15 protein-coding genes are annotated in these 16,218 nt (G+C 44.9%); 3 read left to right on the top strand and 12 right to left on the bottom strand.

Annotated elements, in window-relative coordinates; translation table 11 throughout:
• Nucleotides 1-984 precede the first annotated feature (984 nt).
• Complete coding sequence (locus R8O11_RS02100; protein WP_318193875.1) at nucleotides 985-1,902, top strand: leukocidin family pore-forming toxin; 918 nt, start codon at nucleotides 985-987, stop codon at nucleotides 1,900-1,902.
• A gap of 75 nt (nucleotides 1,903-1,977) precedes the next feature.
• Nucleotides 1,978-2,661 (top strand): hypothetical protein, encoded by a 684-nt coding sequence (locus R8O11_RS02095; RefSeq protein WP_033905706.1) that lies wholly within the window; start codon nucleotides 1,978-1,980, stop codon nucleotides 2,659-2,661.
• A 65-nt stretch (nucleotides 2,662-2,726) separates the two neighbouring features.
• Here the strand turns inward: R8O11_RS02095 and R8O11_RS02090 are convergent, their stop codons facing one another.
• From R8O11_RS02090 to R8O11_RS02060, 7 genes are all read right to left on the bottom strand, one after another.
• Nucleotides 2,727-3,431: an ABC transporter ATP-binding protein gene (locus tag R8O11_RS02090; RefSeq protein ID WP_025767247.1), complete on the bottom strand. Its 705-nt coding sequence runs from the start codon at nucleotides 3,429-3,431 to the stop codon at nucleotides 2,727-2,729.
• A gap of 22 nt (nucleotides 3,432-3,453) precedes the next feature.
• Nucleotides 3,454-4,737 (bottom strand): ABC transporter permease, encoded by a 1,284-nt coding sequence (locus R8O11_RS02085; RefSeq protein WP_033905708.1) that lies wholly within the window; start codon nucleotides 4,735-4,737, stop codon nucleotides 3,454-3,456.
• 2 nt (nucleotides 4,738-4,739) lie between these two features.
• Nucleotides 4,740-5,954 carry an ABC transporter permease gene (locus tag R8O11_RS02080; RefSeq protein ID WP_033905710.1) on the bottom strand — a complete coding sequence of 405 codons (1,215 nt, stop codon included), beginning with the start codon at nucleotides 5,952-5,954 and terminating at the stop codon, nucleotides 4,740-4,742.
• On the bottom strand, nucleotides 5,951-7,222 hold the full coding sequence (locus R8O11_RS02075; protein WP_017448389.1) for a TolC family protein: 1,272 nt from the start codon (nucleotides 7,220-7,222) through the stop codon (nucleotides 5,951-5,953). Before R8O11_RS02075 ends, R8O11_RS02080 begins: the two co-directional genes overlap by 4 nt.
• The gene (locus R8O11_RS02070) at nucleotides 7,215-8,348 is read right to left on the bottom strand and encodes an efflux RND transporter periplasmic adaptor subunit (RefSeq protein WP_005376722.1); all 1,134 of its coding nucleotides are present in this window, start codon (nucleotides 8,346-8,348) and stop codon (nucleotides 7,215-7,217) included. The genes R8O11_RS02075 and R8O11_RS02070 overlap by 8 nt, the downstream gene beginning before the upstream one ends.
• 227 nt (nucleotides 8,349-8,575) lie before the next feature.
• The gene (locus tag R8O11_RS02065; RefSeq protein ID WP_318193874.1) at nucleotides 8,576-9,010 is read right to left on the bottom strand and encodes a hypothetical protein; all 435 of its coding nucleotides are present in this window, start codon (nucleotides 9,008-9,010) and stop codon (nucleotides 8,576-8,578) included.
• Between the two features lie 2 nt (nucleotides 9,011-9,012).
• On the bottom strand, nucleotides 9,013-9,825 hold the full coding sequence (locus R8O11_RS02060; RefSeq protein WP_017821644.1) for a TIGR02594 family protein: 813 nt from the start codon (nucleotides 9,823-9,825) through the stop codon (nucleotides 9,013-9,015).
• A 425-nt stretch (nucleotides 9,826-10,250) separates the two neighbouring features.
• On the opposite strand from R8O11_RS02060, the gene R8O11_RS02055 reads away from it, so the two are divergent.
• The gene (locus R8O11_RS02055) at nucleotides 10,251-10,472 is read left to right on the top strand and encodes a hypothetical protein (protein ID WP_033905714.1); all 222 of its coding nucleotides are present in this window, start codon (nucleotides 10,251-10,253) and stop codon (nucleotides 10,470-10,472) included.
• 49 nt (nucleotides 10,473-10,521) lie between these two features.
• Here the strand turns inward: R8O11_RS02055 and R8O11_RS02050 are convergent, their stop codons facing one another.
• The 5 genes from R8O11_RS02050 to R8O11_RS02030 all read right to left on the bottom strand — a co-directional run bounded on the left by R8O11_RS02050 (nucleotide 10,522) and on the right by R8O11_RS02030 (nucleotide 16,162).
• Nucleotides 10,522-11,037 (bottom strand): protein disulfide oxidoreductase, encoded by a 516-nt coding sequence (locus R8O11_RS02050; RefSeq protein WP_033905715.1) that lies wholly within the window; start codon nucleotides 11,035-11,037, stop codon nucleotides 10,522-10,524.
• On the bottom strand, nucleotides 11,034-13,145 hold the full coding sequence (locus R8O11_RS02045; RefSeq protein ID WP_318193873.1) for a protein-disulfide reductase DsbD family protein: 2,112 nt from the start codon (nucleotides 13,143-13,145) through the stop codon (nucleotides 11,034-11,036). Before R8O11_RS02045 ends, R8O11_RS02050 begins: the two co-directional genes overlap by 4 nt.
• A 64-nt stretch (nucleotides 13,146-13,209) precedes the next feature.
• On the bottom strand, nucleotides 13,210-13,608 hold the full coding sequence (locus R8O11_RS02040; protein WP_318193872.1) for a hypothetical protein: 399 nt from the start codon (nucleotides 13,606-13,608) through the stop codon (nucleotides 13,210-13,212).
• 102 nt (nucleotides 13,609-13,710) lie between these two features.
• Nucleotides 13,711-14,313 carry a response regulator transcription factor gene (locus R8O11_RS02035; RefSeq protein WP_170893504.1) on the bottom strand — a complete coding sequence of 201 codons (603 nt, stop codon included), beginning with the start codon at nucleotides 14,311-14,313 and terminating at the stop codon, nucleotides 13,711-13,713.
• Nucleotides 14,314-14,338: 25 nt separating this feature from the next.
• Nucleotides 14,339-16,162, bottom strand: coding sequence for a sensor histidine kinase (locus R8O11_RS02030; RefSeq protein ID WP_318193871.1), 1,824 nt, complete (start codon nucleotides 16,160-16,162; stop codon nucleotides 14,339-14,341).
• Nucleotides 16,163-16,218 lie beyond the last annotated feature (56 nt).

Below are 16,218 nucleotides of genomic sequence, written 5' to 3'. Positions count from 1 at the left end.
CGGTTCGTACAAAAAACGACCGTCGCAGTGCCTAACACCAGAGCAGTCCTTTTTTTATACTTGCTTCACGAGTTGAGTAATATTGGTATTGTTTCACATTGAACATGAAGGAAATTCATAGTGGCAGTTCCAACCCTGAGAGAGCTATCGTAGATACTGTTTTTCATTGACACCAATACACGTAACTTGGCGAGCATATTGCCAATATGTGTAATTAAGAAACGGTTAAGAGATTAGCAGTACGTAAACCAGTTTAAGCCGAGAAAACGCATTGTATGAACAAGGCACCTACTGGAATATAGGGCAGCGTAACTTAAATAGCACTTTTCACACTCCATCGTTTATTCAAGCATTCGTTTAATTAGAAGTACGTTACATTTTATATTCTCGAAACATGATTATTTAATAATCTTATTTATTTCTTTTTCTATCTTTACCATCTTAAACGTAAAGTTTAATTTCCTGCTGTAAAAGCACATATAACTTCATACACGAACATGGCAACTTCATTGACGGACTTTATCACTAAACTATTACATTAAGCTCTAAAAAAATAATAACAAAAAAACATAAACCACTGTTTTAATTTGAATTAAGCCCATAAACCCGAGATAACCACATAACGATACTTTACTTAATTTGGTATAACAAAAACCCTAAAAATAACATGGCTAACATTTATAAAATTCACTTTTATCAATAGAAAATCTCAACACAACATTAGAAAATTAAAATTAAGCAATAACTTAAAAAGACAAGACTTAATAACCAAATTCTTATTTATTATAGTTGAGTGGTGAATTTAAAAACTATGAGACATTAATCCCACGAATCTATCCTTTTTCTTTTTTTAATAAAAAACAAGATGCACTATTTCACCGCTCATTTATTGAGCTTGAATTTATAACCTGTCCATAATTATAAAGTGCCCATCAAGATGGTTTAAAACAAAAGTCTTTATGGGCTGACTAATAGGAAAAAATAATGGAAAAACAGCATCTTTCCGCGAGTATTATCGAACTCGCTTTACTTGGTTCTTTAGCACCAGCACATGCTGAAGATACATTGAAATCTTACACTTCGACATTGCTTCAGCTTGATGATGGTGATGCACGCTCGAAAAAAATCCGCTTAATTTATTCTTTAGAAAATGTCTGGAACCAATCTTTGCTACCAAATGGCGCTAAAGAAGCCAAGTTGATCCTAAATGGCGGTTCTGGCTTCGACATGACTAATGTTCCAAACAAAGAACAAATCTATGGTTTTGCTACTGGGGGAGATTACCGTTACACCGTTCCAACGGCTTTTAAGCTGGCACTGAGCTATTTAAATGGCGCCCCTTTACGCCACATGAGCCATGCTCCAGAAAACACCATTGCAACGGCATCTGTCAGTGAGTCTCTAGATTTTAACCTTGGATTCAGTGCTTCTACTTCTCCAAATATTAGTGGGGGAATCTCCTGGAGCAACCGTGTAACGTACGACCAGCCCGAGTTTCAAACGGTCGCCGATTTTAACCAAGCTAACGAAAGCATTAATTGGTTAATTGAAAACAAGACTATCCGCCATAATACGCCAGCTAAAGACTGGTTATTGTATCGTTGGACCAGTTGTGACATGGGTAATTTGATAGATTACAATGAGTTACCTGTCGTTATGCGTTCAGATTTTAAACCACAAGTCGGCGTCGTATATAGAAAAAATGACATTCAAGATGGCCTAGATACATCAGAGGTCAAGCTGGTTGCTGGTTGGCGAAAAACCAATTACTACTTTGGTCGCGACTGGTGTAGCTGGTATACCACACCAGAAAATACCTGGAAGAAAAATCGTGATAGCAGTCAATGGACAGAGACTAGCCGAGCCGTAACTATCTCTTGGAATGACGATCTCTACCACTAACTTATTAGCCTGCGGCCACGGAATAAATAAGTGGCCGCTATATTTACTAATGAAATAAACGGTAAGACATGACACATGACAAGTAACAAAAAACTCTTGACTGGATCGGCGCTAGCACTTGGTGCAGTACTCGCCATGTTTCTAATTAATTCAAATAACAAGAATGCCCAGACCGAACCTGTTGCAAGCCTTGATGAGCAAATCAAGACAGAAGACGCTGCGACAATAAGTGTAACGCCTCCTGAGAGCGATGCTGCTCAAGAGGTTGTTACCGCTCCAACACCACTAAGTCGCAATGATGATACTTCCGACGTCATTCCAGCTACACCTTGGATATCTGCCCCATTAAATGAACTGAGCAATGAACTGTACGATTTTATTGAAGCTGAACAGGTAAGTTACATCAGTACGAACGACTATCCATTCGACGAGAAAAAGCAAAAACAATTGCGAACATTAGCTAAGCAAGGGGTTCCTATCTTGTTTGACAATACGGAGTCATCCTATTTGGATAGCTACGGTGTCAGCGAAACCAAAGTCGTATCAGAGTATTTTGGTACGGCGTCTGAAGGTGATGTCATCATCGCTACCGGAGTACAGAATGCAGATGGCAGCATTCATTATCTAGTTTTGCCTTTGAAGAGCAAAGATCTCAACGATAACAGTAAATTGATTGAGGACACTAAGCTCGCAATCACTCTACTTAAAGAAAAAAAGCATGACTTGATAAAAGAGAGACAAAACGAACATCGCGAATAAAAGTAAAGGGAGATAGCCTCTGTATCGCTATTTCCCTTAAAACTCAGTTCTCAATTAAGAAAAGCTCATTTCTCCCTACTTACCGGCACCCTATCCGAAATCACCTTGCCGTCTTTGATGGTGATGATGCGTTTAGTGCGCTCTGCCAGAGCGTTATCGTGCGTCACGATGATCAGCGTTCTACCTTCGGCGTGGAGTTGGTTGAACAAGGCTTCAATCTCTGCGCCGGATTTTGAATCCAATGCACCCGTTGGTTCATCTGCTAAGATGATTTGCGGATCGTTGACCAAGGCTCTTGCAATCGCGACCCTCTGTTTTTGACCACCAGAAAGCTGGTTTGGTTTATGGTCTAAACGATCCCCTAGCCCGACTTGCTCTAGCAATTTAGCTGCGCGCTGGCGACGTTCTTTGGCTTTGATACCAGAGTAAACCAACGGCAGTGCCACGTTATCAAGCGCCGTCGCGTATTCCAATAAGTTAAAGCTTTGGAAGACAAATCCGATCTTTTGGTTACGAATGCCAGCCAGCTCATTCGCACTTAAACTTGCGACGTTTTGGCCGCCAAGTTGGTACTTGCCATCGGTGGGCTTATCTAAACAGCCGAGCATGTTCATCAACGTTGATTTGCCTGAACCGGACGGGCCAAGAATCGAAAGAAACTCGCCTTGATTAATGGTTAAGTCAACGCCGTCTAGCGCGCGAACTTCCGCCTCCCCGCTTGAGTAGTATTTACAGATGTTGGTCAGCTCAACAAGCGGCTTGTTCGACATGTTCTTTCCAGAGTTATTGTTGTTATTCACTTTGTAGCGCCTCCAACGGGCTGACTTTTGCGGCTCGGTTTGCAGGTAACCATGCAGATGCCACACCAATGATCACTAAGGTGAGGATGACAATCGCGACAACGACCCACGACAACTCAGGGACAGGTTTACCCAGTTGTTCATAAAAAGCATTGCCCTCTAAAGGAATGGAACTGATGGCAGACACCAGCGCGTACGTCACGGCTAACCCAAACGCCCCCCCCATCATCATTGTCAATAAAGACTGTACTAAATAGTGCATGCGAATAGCCGTTGGGGTTGCACCGACTGCCATGCGCACACCGATATCACGCGTAGATCGCTTTACGGTGGCATACATCACATTGGCGATGCCAACACCAGCAACAGCTAACGTCACGAAGCCGATAATGCCAAGGAAACTCTGCAAACCTATCAGAAACTGCTGCATACTCTTTTGCTTAAGGAACATATCATCGACTTGGACGATCTGTTCATCACTGACACTTGCCCCGTGTTTACGGGCAATCACTTGCCTGATCGTCTTTGCTAAGGCTTCTCGGTCTACATCGGCTTGTGGTTGCACATTGATGCCACCAATTTCACCGTTGACATGAAATCGCTTCCACGTCGCTAACGGCACAAAGCTGGAATAGTTGATAAGATCCCCCAGTTCTATTTGGGCGCTGTTTTTCTCCAATACGCCCACAACGGTGAACTGCTCATTGCCGATTTTTACCTTTTTCCCCACAGGGTTGACTTGCAATGTGACTGTCGCAAACCAACTAAAGTCCTCATTCGGGTTGAATAAGTCGGCTGCCAGTTCATAACCCAGTACAACGACTTTGCGCGTCTCTTTTTGATCGAGTGGATTTAACCATCGCCCCCCCGCCATCGGCACCAAATTGGTCATGGATTGAAACTCGCTCGTGACCGCTAACGGCTCTTGCCACGAGTTTCTATCACCAACGGTGATGCGCTCTTTCCACTTCGCAGTTGGCGCAACACTTTTTACATCGGGTAACGCTCGAACGACCTCTGAATCGTCCATTTTTAATGTCAGAAATTTACCTTGGTGAAAAGCACCGTGGTCGACGGTGGCCATCCCTCCGGTCAAATAAATCAAGTTGCCGTTACCATTTTGTGCGGTTTTCAATACACCCTGACGAATGCCCTCACCTACCGCCAACATAGCAGCGATACAGAGGGTCGCCCACGCTACAGCCAGAATGGTCAAACCCAATCTCAGCTTTTCTGCAGCCATTTCTTGGAAAATTTGTCTCATCGGTAACAACATGACTAGGCCCTCGCACTCAAAGCAATGACTGGCGTGAGACGCGATGCTCGCCTTGCTGGGAAATACGACGCCATCAATGCCAAGATAAGCGTCACAAGTAAAGACCAAGCAATGGAATCTGGCGTGATCACAGGTAAACCAATCCATTCCGGTAATGCCATGCTGCTTAGGACAGATACCACTGCATACGAAAACATCAGACCTAATGCCGTGCCCACGGCTACCAATATAAGCCCTTCAAGAATAAACTGACTGAGTATGGATTTTTGAGTCGCCCCGATCGCCAAACGCACACCGATTTCACGCGTGCGCTCCGTGACGGATAAAAACATGATGTTGGCAACACCAAGCGCACCGACCGCCATGGTCATCGCGCCGCTCGCTCCGAGAAAAATCTGAATGCCACGCAAAATTCCACTGATGACCGCCGCACCTTCACTAAAATCGGGTAGTTCGACCGCATCTTTATCACTTGGGTCAAAATGAAACTGCTTGGCGAAAAAGTTCACGATATTTTGTCGAAATGACGATGCATCCATCCCTTCTCTCGGCTTCATCAATACCATCCAAGGTTTCGCATCCCACAAATCGCGGTACGTTGTTTGAGGAATGAAAACCGTGCGGCTATCGCCGAATGAAATGCCAGTGTCCTCACCAACGGTTATCCCAATCACCAAAAACGGAATGCCGTTGACTTTGAGCCTATCCCCGATTTGGATTCCGCCCATTTGCGCAATTTGATCGCCTAACACTGCCACGCGAGTGTGGTTGTCCATATCACTTGGTGACAGGTTTCTCGAACCGGATTGCAGCTTGCGTTGCATTAAAGGAAAGTAAGACGTATCAATACCGCTGACCGTACTCGATAAATTCTGTCCTTTGAGATTGGTGATATTCGCATCCCATTTGGCGTAAACGCTCGACGCCTGTTGCACGAAGCCCGACTGTTTGATCATGTCGACTTTTTCTTGTGGAATATCAATTTGTCGTCTTGAAGGTAACCCTTGCCACGGTTTACTGGTACTCGACGGAAACACCACTTGCACATTGTTGATCATAAATGAAAACGACTGGGTCTGATGGCGATAAAAGCCTTCGCCAAGTGCGATTAACACCACCACAGAGATCACGCCCCAAGCAATCGCGATAATGGCTAGCACGCTCTTCATGCGGTGTGCCATCAACGTTTGCCAAGTTTGCTGCAACAGGCTGCTCATGAATGAAAAGCCCGAGAGATCAACGCCATGGTATCGTCATCGAGTTTCCCTGCGGTTTGCAGTAAGCCGATTCTCTTACGCCAATAGCTGTACAAGTTGGTTTGCAGACTGTTTTTCGCCTCAAACAAGCTGTTGTGTGCACTGATAACTTCCGACACTTCAAGCAGGCCAGCGTCGTAAAGTTTCTCTTTGCTTTGCAACACTCTGGCGCGCGACTCAACTAGCTCGTTCGCTATCAAAACTTGATTCCAGTTGATATCGACCTGCGTAAACTGCTGAATAACTCGTTTCTGAATATCAATTTCCACTCTACGCATATCTTGCTTGGCGCTTAAAATGTTCAACGATGCTTCGTCCACTTTCGCTCGCACTGCACCATTGAGGTCAATCGGCAAACTCAAACTAATCCCAGCGTTAAACTCGCCGTTTGAACGATTGTCACCATCGCTGTAGCCCACACTGCCTTTGACGGTTGGGTAGTATCCACCTTTAGCTGAATCTTTCGCGAACTCGCTCGCTTTCACCATCTGCGCCGCCACCAACAGCTCTGGACTGCTGTCTTTAGCCAGCTTTAGCCATTGCTCCTGAGAGTCCACCAGCATCGGCGGCTGAATCAAAGAATCCGTTCGAATTTGGTCGACACTCTCCGGCATTTGATTGATTAACGCCGCAAGCTCTGCTTTTTTCACTTCGAGATCGGCTTTTGCATTGAGGATACTTGCTTGCTCAGAGACTTGATTCGCTCTCATCTCTTCGACATCAACCGACTTCACTTTGCCTGCTCGATAGCGTTTCTCGATGATGTTGAGAAGTTCTTTCCCCTCCTCCAGCTTGGACTGCGCCAATTTGAGGTCGCCCTGTGCGCTTGCCACATCTAGGTAAGCGGTGAGCAACTTCTGCGCAAGCTCGTTATGTGATTGAGATAGCTCTAACTGTGCTTTGAGATAATTGGCATTCGCTTGATCCAGTTCCGACCACAAACTGCTATCCCAAATAGTTTGAGATAAGGTAGCGCCGTAACTGTTCGAATGGCTTGAGGACTCATTCCAATCCGCTGACGCACTGGCACTTAAACCCGGCAATAACGCACTGCGGCTACTCTGTACGCCAACCTCGCCAAGCTGGACGCCGATTTTCGCTTTTTCGTAATTAGGATCGTTCTGCTTTGCTTGTTGCCAAGCTTGTTCAATAGAAATTGCGTAGGTCGGCAAACTGAGTGTGGCAGCCAACAATGCAAAGGCGATTGTTGATCGTTGCAGCTTAACCATGCGCCGCTCCCATCATACTGTTGTCGATAACCTCTTCATCAAGCTCCACGCCGTCAAGCACTTCGACATTGATGCCATCTGACAGACCGAGTTTCACAGGTTGTTTATGAAACCCTTGTTCTGAGCTATCGGGGATCAGAACATTCGGTGCGTCACCATCAAATTGCAGAGCGCGCTCCGGTAGAGTGAGCACGTTTTCAGACTTCTTCAGAATGATTTGAGCCGTCGATGAAAAACCAGAACGAAGCAACACATCTTGTGGGATCTTGAGTTCTCCCACTTCAACCTCAAAACCGTTATCAAAACTTTTTGCCGAAGCGTTGCCTTCTGGTGAGTTAAGGTTCTCAGATTGAATCGCCACTTTGGTTAGCACACCAGAAATCGCCACATCAGGATAAGGCGCAACCGTCAACATAACGGGCATTCCCGGAGACAACTGCGCAGCATCATGCTCACTGACGCTACCTTTAAAAATCAGACTGTTCATGTCGGCCAATGACATCATTTCAGTCGCGGCTTGGCTTGATTGAGTCGAGATGATCGGCTCTCCGACCTCTACTTTCTGGTTGAGTACTGTGCCATCAATTGGCGCGTAGATCGTCGACGTTAAACGCGCATCGCCGATAGACGCCTCACCACTGCGGATGAGTTCGAGATTCTGGCGCTTTTGCAATACGTCCGCTTGCGCAGATTTGACTGCCGAGCGCGCACTTACGTATTCGTCGTAGTTACTTGGAATAATGTCCTGCTTGACCAAGCTTTCTAAGTTGGACAGTTTTTGTTTGGCGGATTCCAGATCGGCTTCACTACGCATGAGTTCTGCCGATGCATCCGTTAATGCTTGGGGGGTTGGGTTTGGACGCACTTTGATCAGCGGCTGGCCTTGCTTCACCTTTTCACCAACTTTCGCGTAAATTTCACCGACGATACCGTCGATTTGTGACTTGATAGACACGGAGTGTGCAGGGACAATTTTACCAACAGCCACCGCTTGTTTTTCAATCGTGCCTTTTTCCACAATCAATGTAGGCAGCAATTCTGGTTGAGCGGCAGATTGGAGATAGAAATACGTACCACCGCCGAGCAGCGCAATGCTCACAGCGGAGACAAGCCAACGTTTCGTCATTATTTATTCCAACAATTATTGGGTAGTCTAATGACTACTCCTAAAACACAAAGTTGAAGGAATAATATCCTGCTTTAATAGCGGTATGGTTGTCACAGTTGGTATGGTTTTGTCAGTCGCCTCTGACAATCAAAGACTAAAAAATCTCGACGAATCATTCAGCAAAGACGCTGTCTACGATGGCGACTAACATGCTCTGTAACCGCTCGTTTCAACCGCCACCCTTTTCATTCTGAACAATGTGCAAAATGGCGCTGTTCTGTATCCAAGTGAGCAGCTGTTTCTTGAGCGTTTAATATGTTCTCTTGATTAGCCCCAAACTCAGCCCCCGTTCCAGGCCAATAATATGTATCTTTATCACGACATAGTGTGAGAATGACAGGATCATTGTGTATATTGGGCTCATCTCCTAGCTCGCCATACATACTGAAAGTAATCTCAGACCCAACGTCTCCACGAAGTTTCTGAATCACTTCTGCTTGAACTTTAAAGAGAACATCTTCCTCGTGTTCAGCAAACTTTTCAAAACCTGTAATTTTCACCACTGCAGAATAGGGCGTTTGAAATATCGCATCTTTGAGTACCTCATTCTGAGAGTACACTCCCTGTGAAGCACAAGCTGATAAGCTCACACAGCCTAGCAAACTTATAAATTTATTCATGTTTAACTTTCCGTTCCTGCTAAGGCAGAGCCTTTTGTATATACAGGTAAAGTACCTTTTGTTTCATCGTAGTTACTCGGTACTACGAACTTGTCCCAGACATCAATAGAGTACTTTGCTATATTGACTTGGTTGCTTTGGTTTCCTCCTAACATGTACAAATGCCTACCATCAGGGCTCTTTCCCACGACAAAAGCAACATGCCCACCACCTTTTCTCGATTTAATCCCTAGAGCTCCATGTATAGGTTCTGAGATGTTTTTACCAAAACCCTTCCACTCCTTTGCTCGATAAGCTTCTTTTACTGGAGTGATTCCGTGTTGTTTAAAAACCCAAGCGGCAAACGAACCACACCAAGCATTTTGACCTCCAGAGTCATCAGTGCCCCAGAACTTAGATGCTGTAAAATACTCTAAAATCCTTGGATTGGCCTTAGTGCCTGAAACTTCTTTTTGTCCAATTTCTCCCAACGCTGTTTTCATCCAAGGCACTTTGGTTACTAGTTTTTGAGCATCATGAGGATCATTTTTCACTGAACTATAGGATGGTAATCCATTGAGCTTACGATGAGTTCTACCATTTACATCGATCCGACCATCTGGCTTTACCATATAAAGTAGCTTACGCTGACACACTTTTATTGCCTCTACTGTTTTCGACAAATGAGGACTCCGCCCTAACGAGCCATCAACAACCAACAGTCGGGTAAAACCTATTCTCTTTTGGTTATCATTTAAAAATTGTTGAACTGCTTTAACATCATTTTTCGAATTAGTGCCATTTATACCAACAGAGCCACGGATTTTTAATCCCATTCTCGTTACCTTTATAACTAATCATATAATTAAGAAAGTACGCTTTAGCGTGACAACAATAAAGATAAAATGTTGTTTTATACGATTAGCCATACGAGGGGAATTAGGTGTTGAAAATATAGATTACAAATAAACTCAGCTCATATCACTAAAAACACCTATTTATCACCTTTTGGTCACACTTCAAAGCAGGACAGCCAAGATGTTTTAAACCATGCGTATTAATAGACGAAAAAATGTTTATAAATGAACACTTAAATTAACATAGTAAAACTATCAATTACTATTTTAAATTTAAATAACACTTCCTTTTTAAAGGCACTCTATAATTAAATTTATCAAACTTTAATTTTTATTAAATTGAGCTTTAATTTATTAATCTGACTATTTAACTAATTTCATTTCAGTTAATTGTACTTTTTGGCATGTTAGCGGGTGATGGCGGCGCCAATAACACCGACCCATTTTCAGAAGGAATAACGGACGATAACCAATGGATTGTGGAAGGACCACACATGATGATTATTACCCTAGACCAAGTGTTGCTCGACTATCTACCCATCGGTTCAAGTTATGATGGCCCATACGTGATGTGGAATGGTATGCCATACGCACACATTATTATTCCCGTTAGAGCAAGAAAATAAAAAGAAAAAATCCGATACTCAATATTTTGAATATCGGATTTTTATTACGTTATCGAGCTAACCAAATTCTCGCTAATATTCCTATCGGAGTAGTAACGCCAGTTGTGACGGAGGAAATTTCACCATTTCTTAAAACATAAATGGTTGGGGTCACGCTAATTTTCCATTCACGCATAATATCGCTTGAAGGATCGTTTATGTTTTCGAAACGATATTCTTTTGCCCTCATAAACTGCGCCACACGCTCATTCGGTCCCGACGATCCAGAAACGCCAACTACGGTGTAGTCATCACTCAGCCAACTCACGCTTGGGCTTACAAATTTACAAGCGGGACACCAAGTAGCCCAAAAATAAACAACGACAGGTTGTTCATAACTTTGCGCGATTGCATCGAAGTATTCACCATCGCTCAATACGGAGCTCAATGGTGGAGCCTCCTGTTTAGGAATATCTTTGGTGCGATACCAATCCATCGCGATAGAAATCGCGGTGACAATAAGCACCATCTGTACGATTTGAACGAGCCAATATCGGAATGTTCTACGCTGCTTTGTCGAACTCATTGAATGGTTCCCCCACTCGCTTGTTTCACCGCGCTTAAAACAACATCATCAGTCAGAATAACAGGTAACGGGATACCTTGTGGCGCCGCCGGGCCATAGACGATGTTAAACGGCACACCGTAACGCCCATGAGCTCGTAAAAAGTCCGTTACCGAGCCGTCCGGATGTGTCCAATCCCCTTTTAACGTCGCCACATTAGGGCTTTGCAGCAATGAGTAGACAGGATCTTGCCAGATCACGCCGATCTTGTTCGCTTTACACGTGACACACCAATCCGCAGTGACATCCACAAACACCACTCGCCCATTATTGACGTGCTGTTCTATCGCCGAGTTAGAAAGCTTCTGCCACGCTAAGTCCTCAGGAAGCGGTGTCGCCCATTGGTCGGCAGTGATACTACCAAGTAGCAGCCCGCCAGCAATTAAGATAAGCGATGCAAAGCCGGATAGCACGAGTGCTTTATCGCCATGAACGCGTTTAACGCGAATCATCAGAACAATAAACGCGACTAAACCGGCGAAAATGACCCAAAACACTGGGAGGTGATTGGCCATCAAAGACAGTAGCCAAACGCTGGTGGCCAACATCATCACACCAAATACGTTTTTGACCACGTTCATCCACTGACCCGGCTTCGGCAATTTAAGCGCAATACTTGGGAAAATTGCCACCATAATCCAAGGCAACGCCATCCCCAACGCTAAGGCGGTGAAAATAGCAAACAGCGTAACCACATCGGCACCCAAAGCAAACGCCACGGCCGTTCCTAGAAAAGGCGCGGAGCAAGGCGTCGCAAGCAATGTGGCAAACATACCTTGAACATAGTGGCCAACTAGGGAGTTATCACCTTTCGAGGCCAGCCATGTATTGGTACCCGATGATAGACGGATTTCAAACAGCCCTAGCATATTGGCCCCAAACAAACTGGTGACCAACACCATCAAACCTAAGAACCAAGGGCTTTGAAATTGCACGCCCCAACCAATGGCATTACCTGTTAGCTTGAGCACCAAAATAAAACCAGCGAGAATCCAGAACGACGTTAATATACCAAGTGAGGAGGCAACAAACTGAGCGCGAATTTGACGACGCTCGATACCTTGAGCGGCAACAATACTACTTAGCTTCATCCCCAAAACCGGAAGAACGCAAGGCATAATGTTAAGAATTAAACCGCCGAGCAACGCGAACAGAAAAACACTCGTTAGAGACGTGCTCGGCAGCGGTTCAACTATTGCCTCAGCAGTTGCTTGAGTGGTTTCTTCTGCTAGTAAATTGGTGTCTTTGATGGTCACAAACAGCGACTGACCATCTAACTCCACATCGCCCAGCCAAGTATCAACGATATAGCTCGCGGTGACGATGTTTCCTTCTGGATGCATTCCTTCAAGCTTGAAGCTATAGTCTCGCGTTGCTTCATCGACACCATCCACCAGCACTTGTGGTTGTTGCCAACCCTGACTGTTCTGTAGCTTGATTTGTAGTTTCGATTGGTTCGCATCCCAACTCGCCTGAGTAACATCAATAAACGGCGATGGCTGCGGCACGTTACTCACTGCTTGAGCGTAACTGAACATCACGTCTTCATCGACTTTTAGATCAGAAGGCAAGAACGTCAATTGAATTTGATAGTCGGTCAGCACACAAATCGTCGTACAAGAAGAAAGTGTCAGTACCGCATCAATCGTGACAGGTTTGGACATGTCTTCGACGTGCAGCGTCATGGGGAACAAAGTGTCGCCTTTATACCCAAGAGTCTCGATACCTAATAGTTCGAATTTTTGTGGGTGCGGCCATTGCCAATCCACTTTGGATAAATTTTGTGAATTTTGCCAATCAATAGATGGTGCTACGCCGCCCTCACCAGGTGAACGCCAGTAAGTTTTCCAGTCCCCAGCCAACTTGACGTCCAGATAACCAGTAATTGTTTTGGCTTGCGGATCTTGTTGACCAGTGAGCACAAAGCGCGTTTGCACTGGAGGATGTTGTGGGTTGGTTAGCCAACCTGTATCAGTAGTTTGAGCTGAAATACTCAGAGAGAGCAAACTCAAAGCAAGCGTCATAAAAAACATGGACGCAAACTGAGTCAGTTTAGTAATTTGATTCATAGTGATTCCTAGTTAAAAGACAAAGGTGCTAAATAACTGACGCTAGTGGTCAGAAAGCACGCTTTTATTCTCGGAACACACAGAAAGTCAGATGGACTCGATACTTACGGCCTATCGGTTCCGTCCAATGTTGCGCACCAATATAGGCACTGCACAACCAAATTGCCGAAGCAAAAAGACCCACAAACAGAACAACAATAAATACATCGAGTTGATGTTGAGAAAACTGAATTAACTTTTCAGACAATTCGCACTTGCTGGTTTCTTTAGTATCAATCGACTTGACGCTCGAACGCTCATCAGTAAGTGAAACCGCGGGCGATTCCGTCTCATATTTCATAGAGCATGACGATGCAAAGCCTGAATTTTGCATCAGACACACAACGACCACCCAGCCAATAATCGCCAGTAGCCATTTTGCCCGCTTATGTGGCGTGTGATGTCGTTTAGTCAACAAACCCATAAGAATTCAGATAAAGTAAGAACGAAGAAGATAATACGCGAGTCGTCATAAAGCTCAAGTTGTATCCTCTAAATAGCCTTAAGAGGCTTCACTCGCTAAGCTTTAATCTAACTTGCCATAAATATATGCCAACTCTGCGACGGTTTTTGCCGAGAACTTCTTCAATAGATTGGCTCGGTGTACTTCAACCGTTCGCATTGCTATGCAAAGTTCGTCAGCAATACGAATGTTGCGTTTTCCTTCAATGATCAAACGTAAAATGTCTTTTTCTCTAGGTGTGAGCGATTCATAAGCCGATTTAGCTGCTGCCATATCGAGGTTTGTGGCAGACTGCGCCTGTCCCTGCAAAATAGCTCGTGCCAGTTCATCGCCTTTGACTGGTTTTTGGAAGAAATTGACCGCCCCAGCTTGTAATGCATCGACCGCCATCGGGACATCACCATGCCCTGTCAGATAAATAACGGCCAACGGGCTGTTGGCTTGATTTAAAATTTGGTGCACTTGCTGACCACGAAAGTTGGGCATTCGGCTATCAAGGATCACGCATCCGGCTTGATGAATGTCCACTTTATCGAGAAAAGATTGCCCATCAGCAAAAGTCGTCACGTTGAAGTCATGCTCTTCCAGCATAAAAGCGAGCGAGTCACGCACCGATTCATCATCATCGACTACAAAAACAGGTAGCTGCTTTTCACCGCTGCTCATTGAATGCTCCTATGCCTAGTTCAGATTAGTTTTGATATGGAAACACAAGCTCAACCAAACAACCATGTGGTGCTGTCGAGCTGATGACAAACTCGCCACCATGCATTTCCATCACATCGCGACAAATGGCTAACCCCAGCCCAAGCCCTTCTTCTTTGCTACTCACAAACGCTTGAGTCGGATTCTCTTGCTGCAACCCTGTACCATTGTCTAACACTCGAATAGAGAGTTGACTGATTTGGTAATCGCAATGCAGGGCAATTTTACCTTGATAACCTGATGAGTGATATTTCTCTTGGAACAAAGTACACGCATCAATCGCGTTGCTGATCACATTAACTAAAACCTGTTGTACGCCAACTGCATCGACAAGTAATGGACGAATGTTCCCTTCTGTACTGGCCACAATAGAAATGTTTTGCTTCTGCATTCGAAAATGGAGTAACTCAATCGTGTCATCAATGAGTACTTGAGGATCGCACGGCGCTTTGTCGACACTGCGCTTACGAATCAACGTTCTTAATCGCTGAATAATTGCATCGGCTCTTTCAACTTGGCCCTGTATTTTCTCAAGTACAGGGACAATATCTTCATGAGGGCGCTTTTTGGCCAAGCGAAGTAAACCGCCTTCACTATAGTTGCGAATGGCTGCCAGTGGCTGATTGAGTTCATGAGCAAGACTAGTGCCGATTTCTCCGACAATCGCGACCCTTTGTGAATGTTCTAACTGTTCACTTTTCTCTTTTAATCGTAACGATGTCTGCTCCAACGCTTGCTTACTCTTGCTAAATCGATACTCAAGCCAAAAGTGGTACGCGTTCAACACAATCACAAACATGAACAGCGCCCATGCCCATTCTTGATGACTACGCAGCCAGCGCAATGCTTCTTGCCACCAAGGTTGTTGCAACGGATGGAGATCCAACGCCTGATAAAGTTTGTCGATGCTCAGCAAGCTGACGGGGGACGTCCAACCTGACGCGCCTGCCGCAATAACCGCAGGGTGTTCAGGTGGCATCGCTAACAATACTTGCGCAATCTGTTTGGCAATCTGAGCTGAGCCGCGCTCTGTTTTGGCAAATGACCAGTTAGGATAAAGCGGTGTGGAAACAGCGCATAACGAGCGCTCGTTCGGCTGTTGATTTAAAACTCGGTAATTACCCGGTTGTAAAAGCCCTTCACTTAACATCTGTTCCAATAAACAAGCAGGGACGACGGCCGCTTCCACATTGCCATCACGTAATTGATACAGGTTGGCATCAATAGGAAAACCAAGATAGCGGACATCGGAAAAGAAATCGTTTGGATTAAGCCCCATTTTGACTATTTGATAGCGCATCGTTAGATAACCACCAAAGGCTTTTTCTGATACCGCCGCAACGGGACGTCCTGAGACATCTTGCACCGTTTGATAACTTGAATTGGCTCGAACCACAAGCGCCGAACCAATTCCGTAATTCGAGTTTTGTGGTGCTCTGCTGGTTAGCGTTGCCATCCACGACAGCGCGTATTGCCTGCCCAACCGCACTGCTTGACCTGGGTTGGTTAAGATGAAATCCATGGTCTGAAACTTCACCGCTTCGCCCATTTCATCCAAGTTAAGGGGATGAAGAACAAAATGCACATCGGAAATTTGCTGATTGAGCCAATCAATGGTCGGTTGCCATCTCTGCTCGGCATAAAGATGACCACGTATCGCTAACACGCCCACTTCGACTTTTTTCTTGACCTGTGGCTGCTCTGCTTTTTGCTCTTGCAGATCTGCTTGTTCAGAAACTGCGCCGTGAGCCAAAGATGCAAAGGCAACTAAGCAAAGAATCCAAAGCTGAAGCCACAGTGCTTTTTTCATGATGAGTCGAATCGTTCCGTCAAGAGAGTACGACAAGAATAACAGCTACCTTCCCT

The sequence above is a fragment of the Vibrio sp. 1288 genome (assembly GCF_033344475.1).
Note: the sequence above shows the minus strand (reverse complement) of the source record. Positions and strands in the feature narration are given on the sequence as shown.

Excerpts from the sequence above, each read along its gene's own strand:
- R8O11_RS02080 (WP_033905710.1), bottom strand. The coding sequence starts at position 5,954 with ATGAGCAGCCTGTTGCAGCAAACTTGGCAAACGTTGATGGCACACCGC.
- R8O11_RS02030 (WP_318193871.1), bottom strand. The coding sequence starts at position 16,162 with ATGAAAAAAGCACTGTGGCTTCAGCTTTGGATTCTTTGCTTAGTTGCC.
- R8O11_RS02055 (WP_033905714.1), top strand. The coding sequence starts at position 10,251 with ATGTTAGCGGGTGATGGCGGCGCCAATAACACCGACCCATTTTCAGAA.
- R8O11_RS02070 (WP_005376722.1), bottom strand. The coding sequence starts at position 8,348 with ATGACGAAACGTTGGCTTGTCTCCGCTGTGAGCATTGCGCTGCTCGGC.
- R8O11_RS02045 (WP_318193873.1), bottom strand. The coding sequence starts at position 13,145 with ATGAATCAAATTACTAAACTGACTCAGTTTGCGTCCATGTTTTTTATG.
- R8O11_RS02040 (WP_318193872.1), bottom strand. The coding sequence starts at position 13,608 with ATGGGTTTGTTGACTAAACGACATCACACGCCACATAAGCGGGCAAAA.
- R8O11_RS02090 (WP_025767247.1), bottom strand. The coding sequence starts at position 3,431 with ATGTCGAACAAGCCGCTTGTTGAGCTGACCAACATCTGTAAATACTAC.
- R8O11_RS02100 (WP_318193875.1), top strand. The coding sequence starts at position 985 with ATGGAAAAACAGCATCTTTCCGCGAGTATTATCGAACTCGCTTTACTT.
- R8O11_RS02035 (WP_170893504.1), bottom strand. The coding sequence starts at position 14,313 with ATGAGCAGCGGTGAAAAGCAGCTACCTGTTTTTGTAGTCGATGATGAT.
- R8O11_RS02065 (WP_318193874.1), bottom strand. The coding sequence starts at position 9,010 with ATGAATAAATTTATAAGTTTGCTAGGCTGTGTGAGCTTATCAGCTTGT.
- R8O11_RS02050 (WP_033905715.1), bottom strand. The coding sequence starts at position 11,037 with ATGAGTTCGACAAAGCAGCGTAGAACATTCCGATATTGGCTCGTTCAA.
- R8O11_RS02085 (WP_033905708.1), bottom strand. The coding sequence starts at position 4,737 with ATGTTGTTACCGATGAGACAAATTTTCCAAGAAATGGCTGCAGAAAAG.
- R8O11_RS02060 (WP_017821644.1), bottom strand. The coding sequence starts at position 9,825 with ATGGGATTAAAAATCCGTGGCTCTGTTGGTATAAATGGCACTAATTCG.
- R8O11_RS02075 (WP_017448389.1), bottom strand. The coding sequence starts at position 7,222 with ATGGTTAAGCTGCAACGATCAACAATCGCCTTTGCATTGTTGGCTGCC.
- R8O11_RS02095 (WP_033905706.1), top strand. The coding sequence starts at position 1,978 with ATGACAAGTAACAAAAAACTCTTGACTGGATCGGCGCTAGCACTTGGT.